Below are 21,151 nucleotides of genomic sequence, written 5' to 3'. Positions count from 1 at the left end.
TAAGGAAATATTTAGAACGAGGATCTATAAGAAGAAATTTAAAAGTTACCCCTGGATTAATTTATAATGTTAGCTCAGGTTACAGAGGGGGATTACAAATTAAATATTCTTTTACTTACAATGGTAAAGAATATAAAGGGGATACTAAAAAATTAATAAGTAGCTCTGTTGCAGATAAGTTTAAAGATAAAAAGCTTCCAGTAGTGTTTGATAGCATTAATGCTGTTAAGAATGAAATGCTTGTGTTACCAGATGATTTTGAAAAGTTTAATCTTCCCTTTCCGGATACGTTAAATTGGACAATGATATTAAAGAATAAATCGCTTTAGAAAGAAATTAGAATAATTTATATCTAAAAAGAATAGAAATAATGCATTATACCCGAGGGAGAAAAAAAGATTAATTTCTAATGTTCACCAATTTATTGTATTAGCTGGAAGATGGTTTTGAAGAAATAAAAGGATATTTAAACATTATACTTTAAAGAACCAACAATCACCTAAAAAATAACCTGATCCTCAATTTACAGGCTATAGATAAATAAAAATGAATAACTACATACAAGAGAACAAAGACCGCTTTATAGACGAATTATTGCAGTTACTGCGCATTCCGTCGGTAAGTGCCGACCCCAAGTTTAAAGGCGACGTGCGGCAAGCCGCCGAATTCATTGCCGAGAAACTGCGTGAAGCCGGAGCTGATAACGTAAAACTTTGCGAAACCGCCGGTAATCCCATTGTGTACGGCGAAAAAATTATTGACCCGGCGCTGCCTACGGTATTGGCTTACGGCCATTACGATGTGCAGCCCGCCGACCCTTACGAACTATGGCACTCGCCGCCTTTTGAGCCAGTTATAAAAGACGAGAAAATATACGCCCGTGGCGCCTGCGACGACAAAGGCCAGGTTTATATGCACATCAAAGCCTTCGAGATGATGATGCGGCAAAATGAATTGACCTGCAATGTTAAGTTCATGATTGAAGGTGAGGAGGAAATCGGCTCGAATAACCTGGGTATTTTTGTAAACCAGAACAAAGAAAAACTGCAGGCCGATGTGATTGTAATTTCGGATACCGGAATTATTGCCAACGATATCCCATCCATTACCACCGGGCTGCGCGGCATGAGCTACGTAGAGGTAGAAGTAACCGGGCCGAGCCGCGATTTGCATTCGGGCTTGTACGGGGGAGCCGTAGCAAACCCCATTAATATTTTGTGCCAGATGATTGCCTCGTTGCACGACGAAAACAACCACATTACCATTCCGGGCTTTTACGACAACGTAGAAGAATTATCCTCGGATGAGCGGGCCGAAATGGCTAAAGCCCCTTTTAGCCTGGAGGAATATAAAAAAGCATTGGATTTAGGCGATGTGCACGGGGAAACGGGGTATACCACCAATGAACGGAACTCTATCCGGCCTACCTTAGATGTAAACGGTATTTGGGGCGGCTATACCGGCGAAGGTGCCAAAACCGTAATCGCTTCTAAAGCCTTTGCCAAAATATCGATGCGTTTAGTGCCCAATCAAACCTCCGAAGAAATTACCGAGAAATTTACCCGGCATTTCGAAAGCATTGCCCCGCCCAGCGTGAAAGTAGTTGTGCGGCCGCACCACGGCGGCGAACCGGTAGTAACGCCCACTAACTCGGTAGCTTACCAGGCTGCCAGCCGGGCTTTTGAACAAACCTTTGGTAAGAAACCAATTCCGGTGCGCAGTGGCGGCAGCATTCCCATTGTAGCCATGTTTAAAGCCGAGCTGGGCATTGATTCGGTACTGATGGGCTTTGGCCTGGATTCGGACGCCATTCACTCACCCAATGAGCATTACGGAATATTTAATTTCCTGAAGGGCATCGAAACCATTCCGTACTTCTTTAAATATTTGGCCGAAATGAGCAAATAACGGCATAGTAGTAAAATAAAAAGCCGGCTGGTAATGTACCAACCGGCTTTTTATTTAGATTAGGCGTTTTACTAGTTGCCGCCAATCATAAAGCCTAATGTGGCCTGGAAAAGCGAATGACGGGCATTCATCAGGTCGTTGCCGTTGTAATCGTTGGCTAACTTGTTAAAGCTGCCATTGTAACGAATACCCAGGCTCAAACCGTTTTGCGCCATAAAGCCCAAGCCGGCCGCGTAGCCAATTTCAAACTTGGTTAAGCCGTCTTTACTTAATTCGGTGTAGTTGTTATTTTCGATGTCGTTAATACTTTCTTTAGTCTTGTCATTAAGATTTAATAAATAAGAAGCCATCGGACCACCTTCGAAGAATAAACCACCGGCATTTACTTTTAACAGCACCGGTAAATCCAGGTAATTAAAAGTACGGCTGCCTTCGCGTTTAATGGTGTTGTTGCCAATCTTAAAGGTCTCGTCGCGGTACTGGTAGCCTTTCTGCGAATACAAAAGCTCTGGTGCCAACGATAGGAACCCATCGCCTACGAGCGGAATACTGGTGGCTATACCACCTACAAAACCAACTTTGCCTTCGTTGTTGGCTTCATCGGTTAAATCACCGGCCAGGTTGGAGTAATTAATACCTGCTTTCAGCCCAATTTTCTGGGCCTGCGCAAAGGAAAAGCTAAAAAGAGCAATAGCGAGAATTAATAATTTTTTCATAGTTGTAATTTGTTAATGGTTTGTAATCCTAATACAGGAGTTACAAAAATCCTGCCTTATATCGTAAAACAAGGGGTTTAGGGTTTAATTTTTTTATTATGGTTAAGTTTAAAAACCGTAAACCCGGCCCGCCCTAATAGATATCACGTTTATTATGTGATACTTAATTAAAGCTAGCCGGGTTTGTCCGGAACGAATAATTAATTTACGTTAAATGTGTTTTATTAACGGCTGCCACCAAGCATATAGCTTAGTTGCAGTTGCAATACGGAGTGCCGGGCATTTACCAGCTCATCGTTGTTCGGATCTGATTTGGCTAAATGGTTAATGCTGCCGTTGTAACGCAAGCCAATGCCCACGCCCATTGGGGTTTGGTAACCCACGCCGGCTACATAACCAATTTCCAGTACAGCCAGGTTGTCTTTTTCAATCTTGTTCCAGGTTTTGGTGTCGTTACCGGTACCTTCGTTTTCAATTTCGGTATTATCGCGGATGCCTAACAAATAAGAAGCCTGCGGACCGCCTTCAAAAATTAAGCCGCCGGCATTTACGCGCAGTAGCACCGGTAAATCCAGGTAATTAAAGTTGCGTTTGCCTTTAATGGAGTATTTGGCGTTATCAATCGTTACCTCATCATCGCGGTACTGATATCCTTTCTGCGAATACAATAACTCAGGCTGTAACGATAAGAAACCATCGCCCACCAGCGGAATATTAGCGGTTACCCCGCCTAAAAAGCCTACTTTGTTGTCGTAGCTCACTTCGTCGCGCAGGTTGCCGGCTACATTAGAGTAATTAATACCACCTTTAACACCAAGTTTAACCTGGGCCTGGGCAAAAGATAAACTAAATAGTGCCACCAGTAGTAATCCAATCTTTTTCATAATCAAAAAATTAATCTTTTAAGTTTACTGTTAATTAGGTAATAAATTAAAATTTGTATTATAATAACATGATGTAATTCGGCATACTATACGTGCTTTATAAATTTTGTTTGTATAAAATGCTATTTTTATTTTCGTTTAAGTGTTTATGTCTTTCGTTATCAGTATTTAACGATGATATTTTCTTATTTTAGATACTGTGGTTTTTGTACAAAAATAATTTTTGCTGGTTCGGGTTAGTTGGTCTGACTGGTAATAACTCCCAAGTGCCCCAATTGTTTAATACCTTTGGGTAATATTTAAAAATAATGCGGGCTTTGCTTTCAGGTTTTTTCCGTTTTGGGTTAGGGGTAGTTGTATTATTGTTGGTAGGGTTAAAAAGTATAGCCCAAAACCCGGCACCTCTTATACTTGGAGGCGCTTTGCAGCAAGGTTCCGTTATGGTGCATACCCCCAAAATCAGGCATTTTGCCGGCACTCATCCAAGGGGTTTAGAGTTAAACTTACAAAAACAAACTACTGGCAACAGGTATTGGCAACAGCTTTACCGCTATCCGCGCATTGGCCTTTCGCTTACTTACTTTCAATACCAAAACCCGGTACTAGGTCAATCGTTGGCGTTCAGTCCTTATCTGAGTTTGCCGGTACTGCAAAAAAGTAAAAATGAGGTTTATTTCCGGTTTGGTACCGGCCTGGCTTATCTAACCAATCGTTACGACTTCGAACATAACCCAACCAACAATGTAATCAGCAATAATATTAATGCCGTTATTCAAACCCGGTTGGAGTATACCCGGATAATAAGCCCGAACCTGGGATTAGTAACGGCAGTGGGGTTAAACCATTATTCCAACGGCGGCGATTCCAAGCCAAATTTGGGTTTAAATATTGCCACTGCTACCGTAGGTCTCAATTATTACCGACAACCCGCACCTGAGTTAAAACACCTGCCCGAGCCATCTATTCCGCAAAAGAATTTTGTTTTTATAAGTACCAGCATTGGGATAAAGCAACGTGCCGAGATAGATTTAAACAAATATGTAGTTAATTCTATTGCCGTGGGCACGCTGCACCGGCTAAACCACAAAAGTACACTGGCCCTGGCTTTAGAAGGTTTTTACGATCCTTCGCTATTTCCGCGCCGGGGTTGGGATCCGCGCGTACCAGCCGGTACCAAGCCCGATATCCGGCGTGCTTCATTAACCGGCGGCCACGAACTAAATTTCGGCAATCTTTCTTTTGGTACGCACTTGGGTTGGTATATTTATCGCCCATACAAAGCCGATGCCGGTATATTCCAGCGGTTAGAAATTAAGTGGCAATTCCATAAAAATCTGTATCTGGCGGGCGGCTTAAAACTTCACGATGTAATCAAAGCCGATATTTTTGAGTATCGGCTGGGGTTGCGGATTTAATTATTCCTAATGGGCTTTAGTTTATTAAAACTGAATTAAGTTAGCTTATTCCTCCTCCAATAAGGTTATTGTAAATGGCCGTATTGCCGTGTCAGTTTTGGTAGAGTAATATAGTATAAATAAATGTGAATAGGTCTGTTGCTTGACGTTTGGTAAGGCTGTAAACTTTTGTTAATATTAAATTCAAAATATTAATGATGAAAAATATATTCTTTATCATGCTTGCTACTGTCCTGATGAGCAGTTGTAACCAGGACAAAAAAGTTGAAAATAATACCGCCGGTGCCAAAGATTTCAGCGGTCTTTTAGAAGATTACTACCAGGAAAGATTGCGGCTTTTCCCATTGGAAGCTACATCTACCGGCGATTTGCGCTATAACGACTTATTGCCGAACGATGGTTCTAAGGCTTACCTGCAGGAAACCCATAACTTCTATCAGAAATATTTAACGGCTTTGCAAGGTTTTGAGCCGGAAGCCTTAAACGAAAACGATAAGCTTTCTTATGCGGTGCTGAAAGACCAATTGGAAACGGCGCTGGAAGCAGAGAAATATCATTTTGAATACCTGCCCTTCAACCAGTTTTATGCCTTGCCTATTACCATGGGCCAATTTGGTTCCGGATCCGGTATGCAGCCGTTTAAAACCGTAAAAGATTACGAAAACTGGTTAAAACGGGTATCTGCTTTTTCGGTTTGGGCCGACACTGCCATTGCTAATTTCCGGAAAGGAGCCCAGGCTGGGGTAGTTTTACCAAAATCGCTGGTGCAGAAAATGCTGCCGCAAATGCAGAGTATGGTTGTAACCGACCCAACCAAAAGCTTATTTTACGGCCCGATTAACAACTTACCGAAAGATTTTGCCGAAGCCGATAAAACCCGATTGACGGAAGCTTATCGGCAGGCCATTTCAACGGAGATTGTTCCCACTTACCAGAAACTCCACAACTTCCTGCAAACTGAATATTTACCGAAAGCCCGGGCCACTTCCGGCCTATCGGCGCTGCCTAACGGAACAGAGATGTATGCTTTTCTGGTAAAACAGCAAACCACTACCAACAGTATGCCCGAAGAAATTTACCAAACCGGTTTAAAAGAAGTAGCGCGCATCCGGCAAACTATGGAATCTATTAAAAATCAGGTGGGCTTTAAAGGCGATTTAAAAGCGTTTTTCGAGCACCTGAAAACCAATCCGAAATTTACGCCCTATAAAACGCCGCAGGAGGTTTTAACTGCTTTCGAAAATATTCACCAGCGGATGCAGCCTAACTTAAAAAAGATGTTTAACAATACGCCTAAAACGCCTTTCGAAATCCGGCAAACCGAAGCCTTCCGCGCGGCCTCGGCCAGTGCCGAATACAACCAGGGCTCAGCCGACGGCAAACGCCCCGGAATTTTTTATATCCCCATCCTGAATGCGAAAGAATTTAATATTACCTCCGGCATGGAATCTTTGTTTTTGCACGAAGCCATCCCGGGCCACCATTACCAGATTTCCTTAACCCAGGAAAATGATAAATTGCCCAAGTTCCGCCGCTTTGGCTGGCATAATGCCTACGTAGAGGGCTGGGCCTTGTACTGCGAATCTTTAGGGAAAGAGCTGGGCTTGTATTCCGACCCGTACCAGCACATGGGCGCTCTCGGCGATGAAATGCACCGCGCCATCCGGCTGGTAGTAGATGTGGCTTTGCATACCAAAAACATGACTCGTGAAGAAGCTATAAAATACATGATGGACAACGAAGCCATTAGCCAGCAAGGGGCCACGGCCGAAATAGAACGGTATATGGCCATTCCGGGACAGGCGCTAGGTTATAAAATTGGTGCCATGAAAATCCGGGAATTACGTGCCAAATACGAGAAAGCACTCGGCGATAAATTTAGCCTGGCTGACTTCCACGACCAGATTCTAAAAGATGGCTCCTTGCCTTTAAGCGTGCTGGAAACTAAAATGGATGCCTGGGCCGCAAAACAGAAATAAAAAATAACCTGGCGCTAAGAAAGATAAAGACTTTTTACCATCGGAAATAAGAGGTATTTAACTTTGAAGCTGTTTAATATTTGTGTTTCGAAGAGAATCAGGGGCCATTGGTGGTGTAATCACCGCCGATCCTAAAGCCACTGCTAGACTACTTGCCGGTGAAAACACCCAGCAAGGGCAGAAGTCTCCTCCATTTTATAAAAGGCTAAACAGTTTCTTTTAAAATATTTATTCTTACCCGGCCCAGCCTTCGCGGTCAAGGCTGCGGTACTGGATAGCTTCGGCCAGGTGCTCTATTCTGATTTCAGGACTATTGGCCAGGTCGGCAATGGTGCGGCTTACTTTCAGAATGCGGTCATAGGCGCGGGCCGAAAGACCTAAGCGTTCCATGGCTGTTTTTAACAACGCTTTACCGCCGGCATTTATCTGGCAAATATCCTTTACCATTTGCGAAGGCATCATGGCGTTGGAGTGAATTTCCGGAAAATCTTTAAACCGTTCTTCCTGAATTTGCCTTGCTATTACCACCCGTTCCCGGATTTCGGCACTGCTTTCGGAGCGGCGGGTTTCGGTCATCTGGTCGAAGGTAACGGGCGTAACTTCTACGTGCAGGTCAATGCGGTCGAGGAGCGGGCCGCTTACTTTGTTCAGGTAGCGTTGCACCATGCCAGGGCCGCACACGCAATCTTTCTCCGGGTGATTGTAGTAGCCACACGGGCACGGGTTCATGCTGGCAATGAGCATAAAATTAGACGGAAAATCGATGGTAAGTTTGGCCCGTGAAATGGTTACCCGCCGTTCTTCCAAAGGCTGCCGCATTACTTCCAGTACGGTGCGTTTAAATTCCGGTAATTCGTCCATAAATAAAACGCCGTTGTGGGCTAACGATATTTCTCCGGGTTGCGGAATGCCGCCCCCACCTACGAGCGCCACATCCGAAATGGTATGGTGCGGCGAACGATAAGGCCGGGTAGAAAGGAGCGAAGCGGCCACGCCCAATTTACCGGCCACGGAATGAATTTTAGTGGTTTCCAAAGCTTCCTGCATGGTAAGGGGCGGCAAAATAGAAGGCAGCCGTTTAGCCAGCATGGTTTTACCAGCGCCTGGCGGACCAATCATAATAACGTTGTGGCCACCGGCGGCCGCAATTTCCAAGGCCCGTTTAATATTTTCCTGACCTTGTACATCGGCAAAATCGGCCTGGTACTGGTTTACGGTGTTTTGGAATATTTCGCGGGTATCTATTTTTAGGGGCGGTATATCGGCTTTGTTATCGAAAAAATCAATGGCTTGCCGGATATTTTCTACACCTAATACGTCCAGTTTATTTACAATGGCAGCTTCTTTGGCGTTTTCGGCGGGTAAAATAAAGCCTTTAAACCCTTCTTTGCGGGCCTGAATGGCAATGGGCAGCACGCCTTTAATGGGACGCAACGTGCCATCTAAAGAAAGTTCGCCCATAATCAGGTAATCCTTTAGTTTATCGCCCAGCATTTGGTCTGAGGCAGCTAATATTCCTAACGCGATAGGTAAGTCGTAAGCCGAGCCTTCTTTGCGAATATCGGCGGGGGCCATATTTACAACTACCTTCTGGCGGGGCATGCGGTAACCGTGCTGTTTCAGCGCCGACTCGATGCGTTGCTCACTTTCTTTGATGGCATTATCGGGTAAACCAACGAGGTAATAACGGGTACCTGGGGTTACGTTTACTTCAATGGTAATGGTGTAGGCATTAACACCGTGCACCGCGCTGCCAAAAGTTCTGATGAGCATAAAAAAGGAATATTTCTGCTTAAAGGTTTTAGAATAATTGGATTACCAACACGGCTGCCGGTAGATAAATTCCACCAGAATATTCAAAAAATTAAATTGATTTAGCCAGGCTTTTTTCAATTAATAAAATTAAAATATGAATAACTTTTATATGAATTTCCTGGATACGGTCGGCGTAGCGAAAATGCGGCACGCGTATTTCTATATCGGTTAAAGGAGCCAGTTTACCACCGTCTTTGCCGGTGAGGCTAACTACTTGCATGCCTTTGCGCCGGGCAGTTTCGGCAGCTTTTAAAATATTGCTTGAATTGCCGCTGGTACTAATGCAAAGTATTACATCGCCGGGCTGACCCAAAGCTTCTACATACCTGGAGAACACGGAATCGTAACCGTAATCGTTGGAGACGCAGCTCATGTGGCTGGCATCCGAGATGGCAATGGCCGGAATAGCCGGGCGGTCGTCGCGGTAGCGGCCGGTTAGTTCTTCGGCAAAGTGCATGGCATCGCACATAGAGCCGCCGTTGCCGCACGATAATATTTTGCGTCCGTTTTGTACGGCCACCGCCATTAATTCGGCAGCCGCCTGAATGCGGTTAATATTTTCGGGAGTAGTTAAAAAGTTGGTTAAAACCTGTTGCGCCTCGTTCAGTTCGGCCAGGATAGTTTCAGCGGTTTGGTTCACGGTAATTATCAGAATCAGTATTTCGGGTTGGGTAATCGGTTGGGTTTACTGGTTTAGGTGGTAAAGGGGCCGAGGTAATATCAACATCCGGATTAATAGGCGTGAGCACAGGCCGCGAAGTTGGCTGCGGATGTTGCACCAAAGGCGGTGCCGCATTTTGGTTAGCCCGGGCAATAGCCAGCTCTTCGTTGTGCTTTTTTATTAAATCCTGCGTTTCCTGTTTCTGGTCGTACAGGCTGGCTTTAAGCTCGTTAATTTTGTTCTGGTATTGTTTTACGTGGCTCCGCTTTAAGAACAGGATGTAAATATTCTCGGTTACTAGTTCCAGCAGCATCAGCAAGCCGCCGGCCAGGAAAAAGTTGGTATAAAAACCCGGATTAGTGTTTTGCCCGATATTTAAAATATCTAAATATATCAGCAGGGCCAATATTAGGTAAATCATTACCAGAATATTGACAGTTTTCTTTACTGTTTCCATAGTTTTTTTAGTTTATAGTAATAAAAGAATATATTTTCTCTTACGCAAACTTAATCTTAGGGCTAGCCAGCCGCCGTCTAAAATATTAACTTACCAATCAATCCCAAAGTGTAAGCCATATACTAAAAATTAGCTTAGGGCTACTACCTGCATTTGGTTTAGCCGGGTATACAAACCATTTTGGGCCAGCAATTGCTCGTGCGTACCGCGTTCCATAATCTGGCCTTTCTGCATTACCACAATTTCGTCGGCGTGCTGCACGGTGCTTAAGCGGTGCGCAATTACAATCGAGGTGCGGTTTTTCATCAGGTTGGTTAAGGCTTCCTGCACCAGTTTTTCCGATTCGGTATCCAGGGCCGAAGTGGCCTCATCTAATATTAAAATAGGCGGATTTTTGAGAATGGCCCGGGCAATGCTGATGCGCTGTTTCTGTCCACCCGATAGTTTACCGCCGCGGTCGCCGATGAGCGTGTTATAGCCGTTCGGCGTTTGCATAATAAATTCGTGGGCGTTGGCAATTTTAGCGGCGTTTATAACCTCGGCTTCGGTAGCGTTAATTTTATTAAAGGCGATGTTGTTAAAGATGGTATCATTAAATAATATTGCTTCCTGGGTTACAATGCCCATTTGCTCGCGGAGGTCAGTTATTTTTATATCCCGGATATCGATGCCGTCTATTAATAGCTGGCCGCCGGTTACGTCGTAAAAACGGGGCAGTAAGTCGGCTAGGGTAGATTTACCGGAGCCCGACTGCCCGATGAGCGCTACCATTTTACCTTTGGGTACTGTTAGCGAAATATTATTTAATACTTTTTCTTTCTCGTACTGGAAATCGACGTTGCGGTACTCGATGCCGGAGGTAAAGGCCGGCAGCGGCAGGGCGTTGGGTTTTTCGGTTACCTGCTCTGGGTAATCAATTATTTTCAGGATGCGATCGCCGGAAGCAATACCCCGCTGAATATTAGTCATGGCGGTAGAAATATTCTTGGCCGGGATTAATATTTGGGAGTAAAGGGCAATAAAGGTAATAAATTCGCTAGCGCTTAAATCCGATTGCTGGTTAATAATCAGGTGACCGCCGTACAGCAAAACGCCCACTACTACCGTAATGCCCAGAAATTCTGAAACCGGAGAAGCCAGTTCGCGCTTGTTCCAGACCGAGCTTAACACATCTTTGTAGCGGTTATTTTCTATGTCAAATTTTTCCTGCACGTAGGTCTGGGCATTAAAAGCTTTAATAATCCGGTTACCCGATATGGTTTCTTCCATTACGCTGAGTAAATTACCAAGTAAATCCTGGCCCCGTTTGGCATCGCGCCGTAATTTGCGCCCAATAAAAGCAATTATGCCGCCCGAAATTGGTAAAATAAGTAAAGTAAAAAGGGTAAGCTGGGCCGAAATCATGAACAGGAAAATGAAATATCCGATAATCATGAGTGGCTCCCGGAAAACCACCTGCACCGAGCTTACTACGGAGTTTTCAATCTCGCTTACATCGTTCGAAACACTCGAAAGCAAATCGCCTTTGCGCTGGTGGTGAAAGTAGCCTACGTGCAGGTTAGAAATTTTCTCGAACAAAGCCCGCCGTAGGTTTCGCACCACGTACGTCCGCATGGAAGTCATTACCCGCTGCGACAAATATTTGAACAGGTTCGATAAAAAGACCGAAGCCAGAATAATAGCACAAACGTATTGCAGCGCACCCATTGGTCCTTTTTCGGTCCGTATGTTATAAAATGTGTAGTTAAATAGGTCTTTAAAATATTCAATATTTAAGGCAAAAGTTGGTTTGGCGGGAGTCGCTACTTCGGGCGTGGTATTAAATAAAACGTTGAGTAAAGGAATCAACAGCGAAAAGTTTACCAACCCGAATAAAACAGCTAATATTGCCAAAATAGCATAGGACGGTACAAACCGGCTATAAGGTTTGGCAAAGGCCAGTAAACGGAAATAGGTTTTCATCCGGAAAATAAATGGGTAACAGAAAATTGCTGCAAGGTAAGCATTAATCGGCAACGGAACAGGGGTGGTGGTGGGTTTAGGTTATTTTGGTACCTTTGCAGCCTGATAGTTACTTAAAAACACAACATGGTCAGTATTATTACAGCGGTGCATAACCAATTGGCAATGAACAAGCTGTTTTACGAAAAGCTGGTAAAGTATACCCATTACCCGTTCGAGTTAATCATAATCGATAATAACTCTACGGATGGCAGCCGCGAGTTTTTTCAGAGCATAGGCGCCACCGTTATCCAGAACGAACAAAATTATTCGTACCCGTACTGCCAGAACCAAGGCATTCGGAAGGCTAAATACGAGGTACTGGCCTTTTTAAACAACGATATTATTGTGGCCCCGCAGTGGGACAAGCACATTCTGGAAGCCATGCAGGCCAACCAGCTCGATATTATTACCAGTTGCGGCATTGAGCGCGTAGAAAGTGTGCCGGCTACTTTAGCCTTGGGCCGTCGCTGGAAATTAATTAAAAATATTATCAGTAATATTGCCCGCAACGGTTTTACTTTTAGGTTAATGGCTAAACTAATGTACGGCGACTGGGAAAAGTTCTGCGCCCGCCGTTATGCCCGTTTTGGTAACCAGGTGCAGGAAGGCTTTGTAGGTAATTCAGTAATCATGACGCGGCGTGGTCTGGAAAAAGTAGGGCTTTGGGATGAACGCATTCAGGGCGCTGATTTTGATTTGTATATCCGTAGTAAAAAACGGCATTTGGAGCAGGGCGATGTAAAACCGATGCATATAGCTTTGGGTGTTTTCAATCATCATTTCATCCGCCTGACCGTAAAATCGAAACCCGTGAAATTTGCCGATGCAAGTAATATTATAAAAATAGAGCAGAAATGGACGCCGGAAGAAAGGGCGATTTACCTGAAAGATTACGTAGCGATATAAAAGTTTATACAAAAGATTCATTTACAAGTGCGGCTGGTAATATTACCGGCCGCACTTGTTTTGCAACGAATTTTTGCAGAAAATATTAAAACTATGGCTTTTACAAAATTGTCATAATCGCCTTTTCTGGTGAAAACTGGTTAGAATAAGTAGTTCCAAGTTATACTTCTTTAAATTTAAAGCAGGTATATGGCAGAATCACTCTTAGCCGGACGATAATGGAGATTTTACCGGTCAGTTGATAGTGGAACCACGCTTCAGTTACCAGGATTAAAGAAGATCTTTATTTTTTACGATAGCCCTATAATTAATAAACAATAATCAATATTTTACAAGCTGGTAACTAAAAATGCCCGCTTACTTCGTATAATATTATTTAGAACTGCTAATTAATGTAGCAGGAGGAAACCAGGGGCTATTTGCTGAATAGGTTTCCTTACAATCACAGACGTGGGTATCAGGGCCGGATTTAATAAATTTATTTGGGCATAGCTTTAGATTATGCAATGTATACTTTCGAAAGCCTAATGATTGGATATAATTCTGTAAAAAAATACCGGTTAACTTTATTTCGTCTTTTCGTTTTATCCTTCATATGGAGTAGTTGCGGTTTGGCCGGTTTTGCCCAGCAACCACCAACTACCAATTGGGTACAGTACGTCGATCCGCTGATTGGCACTGGCCTGGCTACCACCGCCAGCGCCAAAGCCCACAGCGAAGCCCAGTCGGAGCTGAAAGGCCAGACCTTTCCGGCGGTAGGCGTACCCTTTGGCATGACCCACTGGACACCCCAAACTCGCACCACCGAAAGAAAATGCATCTCGCCGTATTATCACGCGGATACCAAAATATCAGGTTTTCGGGGCAGCCATTGGATGAGCGGTTCCTGTACCCAGGATTACGGCAGCGTTACCATTATGCCCACCACCGGCGCCGTAGAAGTTAACCCAGAGAAATATGCCTCGGCCTTCAGCCACGCTACCGAGAAAGCTTCGCCGGCTGCTTACGCCGTAAACCTCACCAGCTATAATATTGATGCCGAAATTACAGCTACTTCCCGGACCGGTTTGCTGCAGTTCCGGTTTAACCAAGCCGCTGAACAAGCCCCCCTAATTATTTACCCCAACAGCGACGAAGGCCAGGCACAATTAAGTATTGATGTGGGCAAAAACGAAATAAGCGGCTATAATCCGGTGCATCGGATTTACCAGGGGCAAGGCAAGCCGGCGGGTTTTAGCGGGTATTTTGTTATTCAGTTTAGTAAGCCTTTTAAAACGGCCGGTACCTTCCGCGATGGTTCAGTCTCGACCCAGATAACGGTTACCGGAGAAGGAAAAAGCGCCGGCGGGTATGTAACCTACGCGGTTCAGGCGGGCGATATTATTAAAGTAAAAGTGGGTACTTCTTTCACCAGCATTGCCGAAGCCCGCCGGAATTTAGAAGCCGAAATTCCGGCCTGGGATTTAAATAAAGTAAAAGATGCTGCCACTGCGGCCTGGAATAAAGCTTTAGGTTCGGTGCAGGTAAGGGATAATAATACCGAGAAGAAAACCATTTTTTACACGGCCCTGTACCACACCATGCTGCTGCCCCGCGTGTACAGCGATGTAAGCGGTACTTATCCGGCGTTTGCGCAGCAATATAAAACCGAAAGAACCAATGATTTTGAATTTCATGGTGATTTTTCGTTATGGGATACTTACCGCGCCGTGCACCCGCTTTACGTACTGCTGCAACCCGAACGCGCCCGGGCCATGGTAAGTACGTTAATTTCCATGTCGGAGAGCGGCGGCTGGCTACCTAACTTCCCGTGCTGGAACAGTTACACCTCAGCCATGATTGCCGACCACGGCGCCTCGGTTATTGCCGATGCTTATATAAAAGGTATTAGGGGTTTTGATGCCGAAAAAGCTTACCGGTACATGCGCAAAAATGCCCTGGAGCCGGCCGGACCGGAAGATTACGCCGATGGACGGGGGCGTCGGGCTTTGCCTTCTTATATAAAGTATGGCTATATTCCCATGGAGGATTCTGTTTGGCAGGCGTTTCATAAACGCGAGCAGGTATCGCGCACTTTAGAGTACGCTTACGACGACTTTGCAGTTAGTCAACTGGCCAAAGCCCTCGGCAAGGAGCAAGATTATCAGCTATTCTTAAAACGAAGTAATAACTACAAAAATATCTACGATAGTCAATCTGGTTTTATGCGGGGGCGGCACGCTGATGGCTCTTGGTACAAAGATATTAACCCCAATAAAAAAGAAATTTATATTACCGAAGGTACGCCCTGGCAATATACGTACTCGGTGCAGCAAGATGTCCCCGGCCTGGTAACCCTGATGGGTGGCAAAGAAAAGTTTGGGCAGCGGCTGGATGCTTTTTTCGACCAGAAACAATACTGGCACGGCAATGAGCCGGGGCATCACATCGCTTACCTGTTTAACTATGCCGATACCCCCTGGAAAACACAAAGAAGAGTAAACGAAATAATAACAACCGAATACGGCAGCGGCCCCGGCGGCATTAGCGGCAACGACGATACTGGCCAGACTTCGGCGTGGTACGTGTTTAGCGCCATGGGTTTTTACCCGGTTACGCCCGGTACACCATATTATATAATAGGTACTCCCCAGTTTAAAGAAATAAGCTTACCGGTTGGCCATAACCGCTCTTTCCGCATCCGGGCCGAGAACCTTTCGCCGGCGAATATTTACGTTCAAAGCGCCACTCTGAACGGGAAAACATATAATAATGCCTATTTACGGCATAATGATATTTTGACGGGTGGTGTGCTGGTTTTTAAAATGGGGAATGTACCTAATAAGCGTTGGGCAACAACCACTACCAGTATGCCAAAATAATTTTGATAAGTATTTTTGTGCGGAATGAACGCTTTTTGCTAGTAATAAGCCGTCTCTGGTTAAAAAACATCAAAATTATTTAGTTATAAATGTGTAAACGACACTAATAAACATATTTTTGAGCCTTTTTTTAGAAAATTAGCAATATTGTTAAATCAAAAGTCTAAAAAAGGAAACAGTTTTCAATTGGATTCACATCAATAAATCAAGTTTATTGTAAATTTTACAAAGACTATTGCTTTCTGTTGATAGTGTTGTAAATATACAATTGTACCTACAAAAAGTGTACTTCTGATTCTCTTATTTCTTATATTTATGAGTTAATATTCCAACACTCAAACAATTCAAAATCCAAAGTTAAAATGAAAAAAGTTACGCATCGTTGGCAACGTAAAAGTTGCCTATTGTTGATGCTGCTTGCTTTTGGAGGGATTTCTGCACCCCTTCAGGCAGCCGTGGAAACAAACAAAACTGTTGTCAAACCAGTGGTTTGGCAAATTACCGGCCGGGTTACTTCTTCTAGCGGAGACGCTCTTCCTGGTGTAACTGTATTATTGAAAGGAACAACTAACGGTACGGCTACCGATGTCGATGGCCGATACAGCTTAAGTGTACCCGAAACAGGTGGTACCCTGGTTTTCTCTTTTATTGGTTATACTACCTTAGAAAAATCGTTTTCGGGTCCGGGAACTGTAAACGTGACCATGGCCGACGATGCGAAAGCGCTGGAGGAAGTAGTAGTTACCGGTTATACCACTGAAAAAAAGCGGGACATTATTGGTTCGGTTTCGGTGGTTAAACCCACCGAATTATTGCAAACGCCCGCGGCTAACTTACAGGCGCAATTACAGGGTAGAGCATCCGGGGTTACGGTTAGTGGTAACGGACAGCCGGGTGCCGGCGCCAAAGTGCGTATCCGGGGTTTTGCTTCTTTCGGTAACAACGACCCGCTTTATGTAATTGACGGTGTACCTACCGAAAACCCATCTTCTTTAAACCCTCAGGATATTGAATCACTGCAAGTTTTAAAAGATGCTACTTCGGCGTCTATTTATGGTTCACGCGCGGCAAACGGGGTAATTATTGTTACCACCAAAAGAGGTAAAGCCGGTACCTCCAGCATTTCCATTGATTCTTACGCCGGTGTACAAATAATACCGGAAAGTTCGATGCCCAAAATGCTTAATACGCAGCAGTACGGCGAATATTTGTTTACTTCCCGGAGAAACGGTGGTGTACCTACTACCAGTCCAATATTTGGCAGCGGTACCACCCCGGTAGCTCCTGACTATATAGTGGTTAGTCCGGGTTTTTCAGGTGGTGTTCCGGCTGGTGATCCCCGGGCCGATGCGGCTAAGTATAATATAACACCAGGAGCTCCCTTTTACCAAATCATTAAAGCGAGTCCGGGTACTAATTGGTTCCAGGAAATTACCCGCCCTGCGCTTATTCAAAGCCATCAGATTAATGCCTCTGGCGGTACGGAGAAAGGTACTTACTCTTTAGGTGCAAACTATTTTAACCAGGAAGGAACAATTGTTAATACTGGTTATGATCGCGCTACTGTACGGGCAAATACCTTGTTTAATCCGGTTAAAAGAGTTCGGGTGGGCGAAAACCTGCAGTTAACTTACGAAACCAGACAGGGTGGTGGTGAAGCTGGCGAAGGCGGAGCCTGGGCGCAAGCTTACCGGATGGTGCCATATTTGCCGGTTTATGATATTAATGGTGGTTTTGCTGGTAACCGGGTAGGTGAATCAGGTAACGGTAGTAGCCCTATTGCTAACTTAACCCGGGGCAAGGATAATAAAAATAATGGGTATAAAATTTTTGGTAATGTGTTCGCTGAGGTAGATATAATGGAGGGTTTAACAGCCAGAACTTCGTTTGGTACCGATTACAGTAATAACTATAACAATAACTTTACTGCTATTACCTACGAGCGTTCTGAAAACCAAACCCAAAATTCATTCTCAGAGAGCTATGGTTACTTCAACACCTGGACCTGGACCAACACCCTGACTTTTAACCGCACATTTGCCGAAACCCACAATGTGAAATTATTGGCGGGTACTGAAGCGGTTAAAGGTTCTGGCCGTGGAATTACGGGTTCTAACCAGAATTATGACCTGTCAGACTTAGATTTCCGGACTATTCAATCCGGTACAGGCATTCGTAATACTTCTACTTTCAACACTGGCCGTTCTTCGCTGTACTCTTTGTTTGGCCGGGTAGATTACGGATTCCGGGATAAATATTTGATTAACGCTACGGTACGGCGGGATGCTTCTTCGAAATTCGGACCAGAGTCCAGAGTTGGTGTGTTCCCGGCATTCGGAGCCGCTTGGCGTATTTCTGATGAAGCTTTTCTGCAAGGAATTCCGTTTATTACCGAGTTAAAACTGCGTGGTGGTTGGGGACAAATGGGTAGTCAGCGTAACGTAGATGCCAACAACCAATTCTCAACATTTGCTTCTGGTGGAAGAGAGTCGTGGTATGCCATTAACGGCCAGAACAATGCTTCTACCGTAGGTTACCGGCAGTCACGTCAGGGCAACTTAACTACCAAGTGGGAAACTACCGAAACAACTAACCTAGGTATTGATGCCTCTTTATTCGATGGCCGTTTAACTGTTACTTTAGAAGGTTATAACGTTGAAACGAAAGACCTTTTAATTGACCAGGTACGGAATGGTTTAATGGCCGAAATTACACAGCCCAGAATTAATATTGGTAGCATGCGTAACCGTGGCTTTGACCTTAACCTGGGAACTACCGGTAGCTTTGCCGGCGAGTTTAATTACGATGCCAGCTTAAACTTTACCCGTTATACCAATGAACTGACTAAAATGGCCGAAGAAGGCCAGGTTATTTACCGGGGTGCTAGCCGTTTAGGTAACGTTATTGCAGTTCAGAAAGGATATCCTATTTCTTCTTACTTTGGTTACGAGGTAGATGGTATTTTCCAAAACCAGGCCGAATTAGATGCCGGTCCTGCTATGCCATACAAAACTATTGGCTCCTGGAGACTTAAAGACCAGAACGGTGACAACAAAATTGATGATGCCGACAGAACTATCATAGGTAATCCAATTCCTAAATTCCAGTTAGGTTCTAACTTATCTTTGGCTTACAGGAATTTCGATATCTCTACCTTCTTGTTCTGGAACTACGGCAACGACCTGTATAACTTTACCAGATGGTTTACCGATATGAGAGGTTTTGTGGGCGGTGTAAGTACCCGGGTATTAGAAAATTCCTGGTCTGAATCGAACCCGAATGGCACCTTGCCAATCATCAGCTCCAAAGACACTTACTCTTCTGGTATCTCTACCGATTATTTTGTTGAAAAAGGTTCTTATTTCAGAATGAGAACCCTGCAATTGGGTTATAAATTACCCACTAGTATTGCCAATAAAGTTCGGTTAAACAATTTAAGAGTTTATGTACAAGGTCAGAACTTGTTTACCATTACTGACTATACTGGTGCCGACCCTGATATCAGCATTGTGGGTGACAACAACAATACCGGTGATGACCAATTTATGGGCGTTGACCAGGCTAATTATCCGAATGCCAGACAATTTATATTTGGTATTAACTTAGGATTCTAATCCCTGGGAAACAGAATAAACAATATTATTAGACTATTATTAAAATGAAGAAGAATAAATTTTTTATAAAGTTATCCCTCAGTTCTTTACTACTCGCCGGCATTATGGGCGCTTGTAAAGAAGAGTTTCTGGAGCTAGGCCCGGTAGGGGTTTACTCCGAAGCTGCTTTAACGAATAAAAAGGGTATTGAAGGTATGCTGATTGCAGCTTATGCTGCCCTCGATGGTCGTCCGGAGACCCAAACCACTGGCTCTACTAACTGGGTTTGGGGCAGCGTTGCCGCCGATGATGCAAATAAAGGTACTGAGCCATCCGACTTTAACAGCATAAACCCAATAGAACTTTATCAGCAAACTGCTGGTGGTGAAATGGGAGCTAAGTGGAATGGGGTGGTAGATGGTATTGGTATGGCCAACCAGGTAATCAGAGCTTTAAAAGTTGCTACTGATTTATCTGAGGCGGATGCCAAGCGCATTGAAGGGGAAGCCCGCTTTTTAAGAGGTTTCTTCCACATGGAAGGAAGAAAAGTATTTGGCTTGGGTTTTCCTTGGATTCCAGAAACCGCTCTTACCACTGAGGATTACCGGGCTATCACCAACCAAGTAGAAATATGGCCTCAGATTGAAGCGGATTTTAAGTTTGCGCAGGATAATTTACCTGGTACCCTGACAGATAGAGGAAGAGCCAACAAATGGGCTGCCGCGTCTTTCCTGGCCAAAGCCATGATGTTTCAGAATAAATATAGCGCTGCTTTGCCAATTCTGAACGATGTAATGGCCAATGGTACTAATACCCAAGGTAATAAATACGCCTTAAATCCAAATTTTGGAGCTAATTTCCGGATAGCCACTAAAAATAGTGCCGAAACAATATTTGCTATTCAGTATGCTCATAACGATGGTGCCGGCGCTAATGCCAATGCGAACTGGGAGAATAATTTGAACTTCCCGCATAATGCTGGTGCCCCAGGAGGGTGCTGCGGTTTCTTCCAGCCGTCTCAGGCTCTGGTTAATTCTTATATGACCGATGCAGCAACTGGTTTGCCTACAATGACGCCTTATGCGGCGAATGGTGTAACCAGTGACTATAAGCAGCGGGCAACCGATCCGTTTACCCCTTACGCTGGTACGCTTGATCCACGTTTAGATCATACTGTAGGTCGGCGGGGTATTCAGTACCTGGATTATGGTCCGCACCCTGGCCGTGCCTGGATTCGTGATATTAACAATGGTGGCCCTTACAGTCCTAAGAAAAACGTGCATTCCCAGGCAGAACAATCTGGTGGTTCGGCTGGTACTGGTGCCTGGGGACAACCGGCTAATGCGCTTAGTTTTCCTTTAATGCGCTATTCCGATGTAATTCTGATGGCAGCTGAAGCAGAAGCCCAGGCCGGAAGCTTGAGTAAAGCCACTGACCATGTTAATATAGTACGTGCCCGTGCCGGTAGCCCTGAAACAATTGCGGGTATTACCAATGTGGGTACCAATACCACCGGGCCAGTAGGAAACTACAAAGTTGGTTTGTATGCTAATTTTGGTTCTAAAGCACAAGCCCTGGCAGCCATTATGGAAGAGCGGAAACTAGAACTGGCTATGGAAGGCCACCGCAAGTTTGACCTGGTACGCTGGGGTATTGCCGATGTAGTTTTAAATAATTATGCTGCTTTCGAAAAAACCTATGTTCCTAAATTTGTGAACGCGCAGTTTACAAAAAATCAGGACGAATATATGCCGGTTCCGGAACGCGTAATAGCTACCAGCCGCCTAGCTAATGGTACTTTCAACCTTAAACAGAACATCGGGTATTAATCTGGGGTGCTTACTTAACCAAATTTGTTAAATTAAAAGGCAGGGTTGTTTAATCCTGCCTTTTATTATTTAATCCTATTTAATATCTCTGGATATTTTGTTAATTTTAGAGATTAGCATTAC

The 21,151-nt window shown here is 44.4% G+C and carries 14 protein-coding genes; 8 read left to right on the top strand and 6 right to left on the bottom strand.

The annotated features are described in order from the left end of the window. Both AAE02nite_RS26310 and AAE02nite_RS15250 read left to right on the top strand, forming a co-directional pair. Positions 1-329: hypothetical protein (locus tag AAE02nite_RS26310; RefSeq protein ID WP_170252611.1), on the top strand; the 329-nt coding region annotated here is incomplete at its 5' end. Between the two features lie 217 nt (positions 330-546). Further along, on the top strand, positions 547-1,908 hold the full coding sequence (locus tag AAE02nite_RS15250) for a dipeptidase (RefSeq protein WP_146899152.1): 1,362 nt from the start codon (positions 547-549) through the stop codon (positions 1,906-1,908). A 71-nt stretch (positions 1,909-1,979) separates the two neighbouring features. Here the strand turns inward: AAE02nite_RS15250 and AAE02nite_RS15245 are convergent, their stop codons facing one another. Continuing rightward, complete coding sequence (locus AAE02nite_RS15245) at positions 1,980-2,624, bottom strand: porin family protein (RefSeq protein WP_146899149.1); 645 nt, start codon at positions 2,622-2,624, stop codon at positions 1,980-1,982. Between the two features lie 224 nt (positions 2,625-2,848). Then, positions 2,849-3,508: a porin family protein gene (locus AAE02nite_RS15240; protein WP_146899146.1), complete on the bottom strand. Its 660-nt coding sequence runs from the start codon at positions 3,506-3,508 to the stop codon at positions 2,849-2,851. Positions 3,509-3,816: 308 nt separating this feature from the next. On the opposite strand from AAE02nite_RS15240, the gene AAE02nite_RS15235 reads away from it, so the two are divergent. Together AAE02nite_RS15235 and AAE02nite_RS15230 are read left to right on the top strand one after the other, a co-directional pair. After that, the gene (locus AAE02nite_RS15235; RefSeq protein ID WP_146899143.1) at positions 3,817-4,923 is read left to right on the top strand and encodes an acyloxyacyl hydrolase; all 1,107 of its coding nucleotides are present in this window, start codon (positions 3,817-3,819) and stop codon (positions 4,921-4,923) included. Between the two features lie 194 nt (positions 4,924-5,117). Continuing rightward, positions 5,118-6,902 (top strand): DUF885 domain-containing protein, encoded by a 1,785-nt coding sequence (locus tag AAE02nite_RS15230; protein ID WP_307725547.1) that lies wholly within the window; start codon positions 5,118-5,120, stop codon positions 6,900-6,902. Positions 6,903-7,136: 234 nt separating this feature from the next. On the opposite strand, the gene AAE02nite_RS15225 is transcribed toward AAE02nite_RS15230, so the two are convergent. The 4 genes from AAE02nite_RS15225 to AAE02nite_RS15210 form a co-directional block, all read right to left on the bottom strand. After that, positions 7,137-8,675 carry a YifB family Mg chelatase-like AAA ATPase gene (locus tag AAE02nite_RS15225; RefSeq protein WP_146899140.1) on the bottom strand — a complete coding sequence of 513 codons (1,539 nt, stop codon included), beginning with the start codon at positions 8,673-8,675 and terminating at the stop codon, positions 7,137-7,139. Positions 8,676-8,766: 91 nt separating this feature from the next. Next, positions 8,767-9,357: a D-sedoheptulose 7-phosphate isomerase gene (gene lpcA / locus AAE02nite_RS15220; protein WP_146899137.1), complete on the bottom strand. Its 591-nt coding sequence runs from the start codon at positions 9,355-9,357 to the stop codon at positions 8,767-8,769. Continuing rightward, complete coding sequence (locus AAE02nite_RS15215) at positions 9,341-9,835, bottom strand: hypothetical protein (RefSeq protein ID WP_146899132.1); 495 nt, start codon at positions 9,833-9,835, stop codon at positions 9,341-9,343. The genes lpcA and AAE02nite_RS15215 overlap by 17 nt, the downstream gene beginning before the upstream one ends. Before the next feature lie 129 nt (positions 9,836-9,964). Continuing rightward, on the bottom strand, positions 9,965-11,797 hold the full coding sequence (locus AAE02nite_RS15210) for an ABC transporter ATP-binding protein (RefSeq protein WP_146899129.1): 1,833 nt from the start codon (positions 11,795-11,797) through the stop codon (positions 9,965-9,967). A 126-nt stretch (positions 11,798-11,923) separates the two neighbouring features. Here AAE02nite_RS15210 and AAE02nite_RS15205 point away from each other — a divergent pair, with 126 nt between their 5' ends. The 4 genes from AAE02nite_RS15205 to AAE02nite_RS15190 all read left to right on the top strand — a co-directional run bounded on the left by AAE02nite_RS15205 (position 11,924) and on the right by AAE02nite_RS15190 (position 21,028). Further along, on the top strand, positions 11,924-12,745 hold the full coding sequence (locus AAE02nite_RS15205) for a glycosyltransferase family 2 protein (RefSeq protein WP_146899126.1): 822 nt from the start codon (positions 11,924-11,926) through the stop codon (positions 12,743-12,745). 506 nt (positions 12,746-13,251) lie between these two features. Then, the gene (locus AAE02nite_RS15200; protein WP_307725548.1) at positions 13,252-15,606 is read left to right on the top strand and encodes a GH92 family glycosyl hydrolase; all 2,355 of its coding nucleotides are present in this window, start codon (positions 13,252-13,254) and stop codon (positions 15,604-15,606) included. Positions 15,607-15,968: 362 nt separating this feature from the next. Next, entirely contained in the window at positions 15,969-19,220 is a 3,252-nt protein-coding gene (locus tag AAE02nite_RS15195; protein WP_146899119.1) for a SusC/RagA family TonB-linked outer membrane protein, read from the top strand. A 44-nt stretch (positions 19,221-19,264) separates the two neighbouring features. Further along, positions 19,265-21,028, top strand: a complete 1,764-nt coding sequence (locus tag AAE02nite_RS15190; RefSeq protein WP_146899116.1) for a RagB/SusD family nutrient uptake outer membrane protein — start codon at positions 19,265-19,267, stop codon at positions 21,026-21,028. Positions 21,029-21,151 lie beyond the last annotated feature (123 nt).

This window comes from Adhaeribacter aerolatus (assembly GCF_007991635.1).
Classification (GTDB): domain Bacteria; phylum Bacteroidota; class Bacteroidia; order Cytophagales; family Hymenobacteraceae; genus Adhaeribacter; species Adhaeribacter aerolatus.
The sequence above is the reverse complement of the archived record's forward strand: the minus strand, read 5'-3'. Positions and strand labels throughout refer to the sequence as shown.

Excerpts from the sequence above, each read along its gene's own strand:
- AAE02nite_RS15250 (WP_146899152.1), top strand. The coding sequence starts at position 547 with ATGAATAACTACATACAAGAGAACAAAGACCGCTTTATAGACGAATTA.
- AAE02nite_RS15245 (WP_146899149.1), bottom strand. The coding sequence starts at position 2,624 with ATGAAAAAATTATTAATTCTCGCTATTGCTCTTTTTAGCTTTTCCTTT.
- AAE02nite_RS15240 (WP_146899146.1), bottom strand. The coding sequence starts at position 3,508 with ATGAAAAAGATTGGATTACTACTGGTGGCACTATTTAGTTTATCTTTT.
- AAE02nite_RS15235 (WP_146899143.1), top strand. The coding sequence starts at position 3,817 with ATGCGGGCTTTGCTTTCAGGTTTTTTCCGTTTTGGGTTAGGGGTAGTT.
- AAE02nite_RS15230 (WP_307725547.1), top strand. The coding sequence starts at position 5,118 with ATGATGAAAAATATATTCTTTATCATGCTTGCTACTGTCCTGATGAGC.
- AAE02nite_RS15225 (WP_146899140.1), bottom strand. The coding sequence starts at position 8,675 with ATGCTCATCAGAACTTTTGGCAGCGCGGTGCACGGTGTTAATGCCTAC.
- AAE02nite_RS15215 (WP_146899132.1), bottom strand. The coding sequence starts at position 9,835 with ATGGAAACAGTAAAGAAAACTGTCAATATTCTGGTAATGATTTACCTA.
- AAE02nite_RS15210 (WP_146899129.1), bottom strand. The coding sequence starts at position 11,797 with ATGAAAACCTATTTCCGTTTACTGGCCTTTGCCAAACCTTATAGCCGG.
- AAE02nite_RS15205 (WP_146899126.1), top strand. The coding sequence starts at position 11,924 with ATGGTCAGTATTATTACAGCGGTGCATAACCAATTGGCAATGAACAAG.
- AAE02nite_RS15200 (WP_307725548.1), top strand. The coding sequence starts at position 13,252 with ATGTATACTTTCGAAAGCCTAATGATTGGATATAATTCTGTAAAAAAA.
- AAE02nite_RS15195 (WP_146899119.1), top strand. The coding sequence starts at position 15,969 with ATGAAAAAAGTTACGCATCGTTGGCAACGTAAAAGTTGCCTATTGTTG.
- AAE02nite_RS15190 (WP_146899116.1), top strand. The coding sequence starts at position 19,265 with ATGAAGAAGAATAAATTTTTTATAAAGTTATCCCTCAGTTCTTTACTA.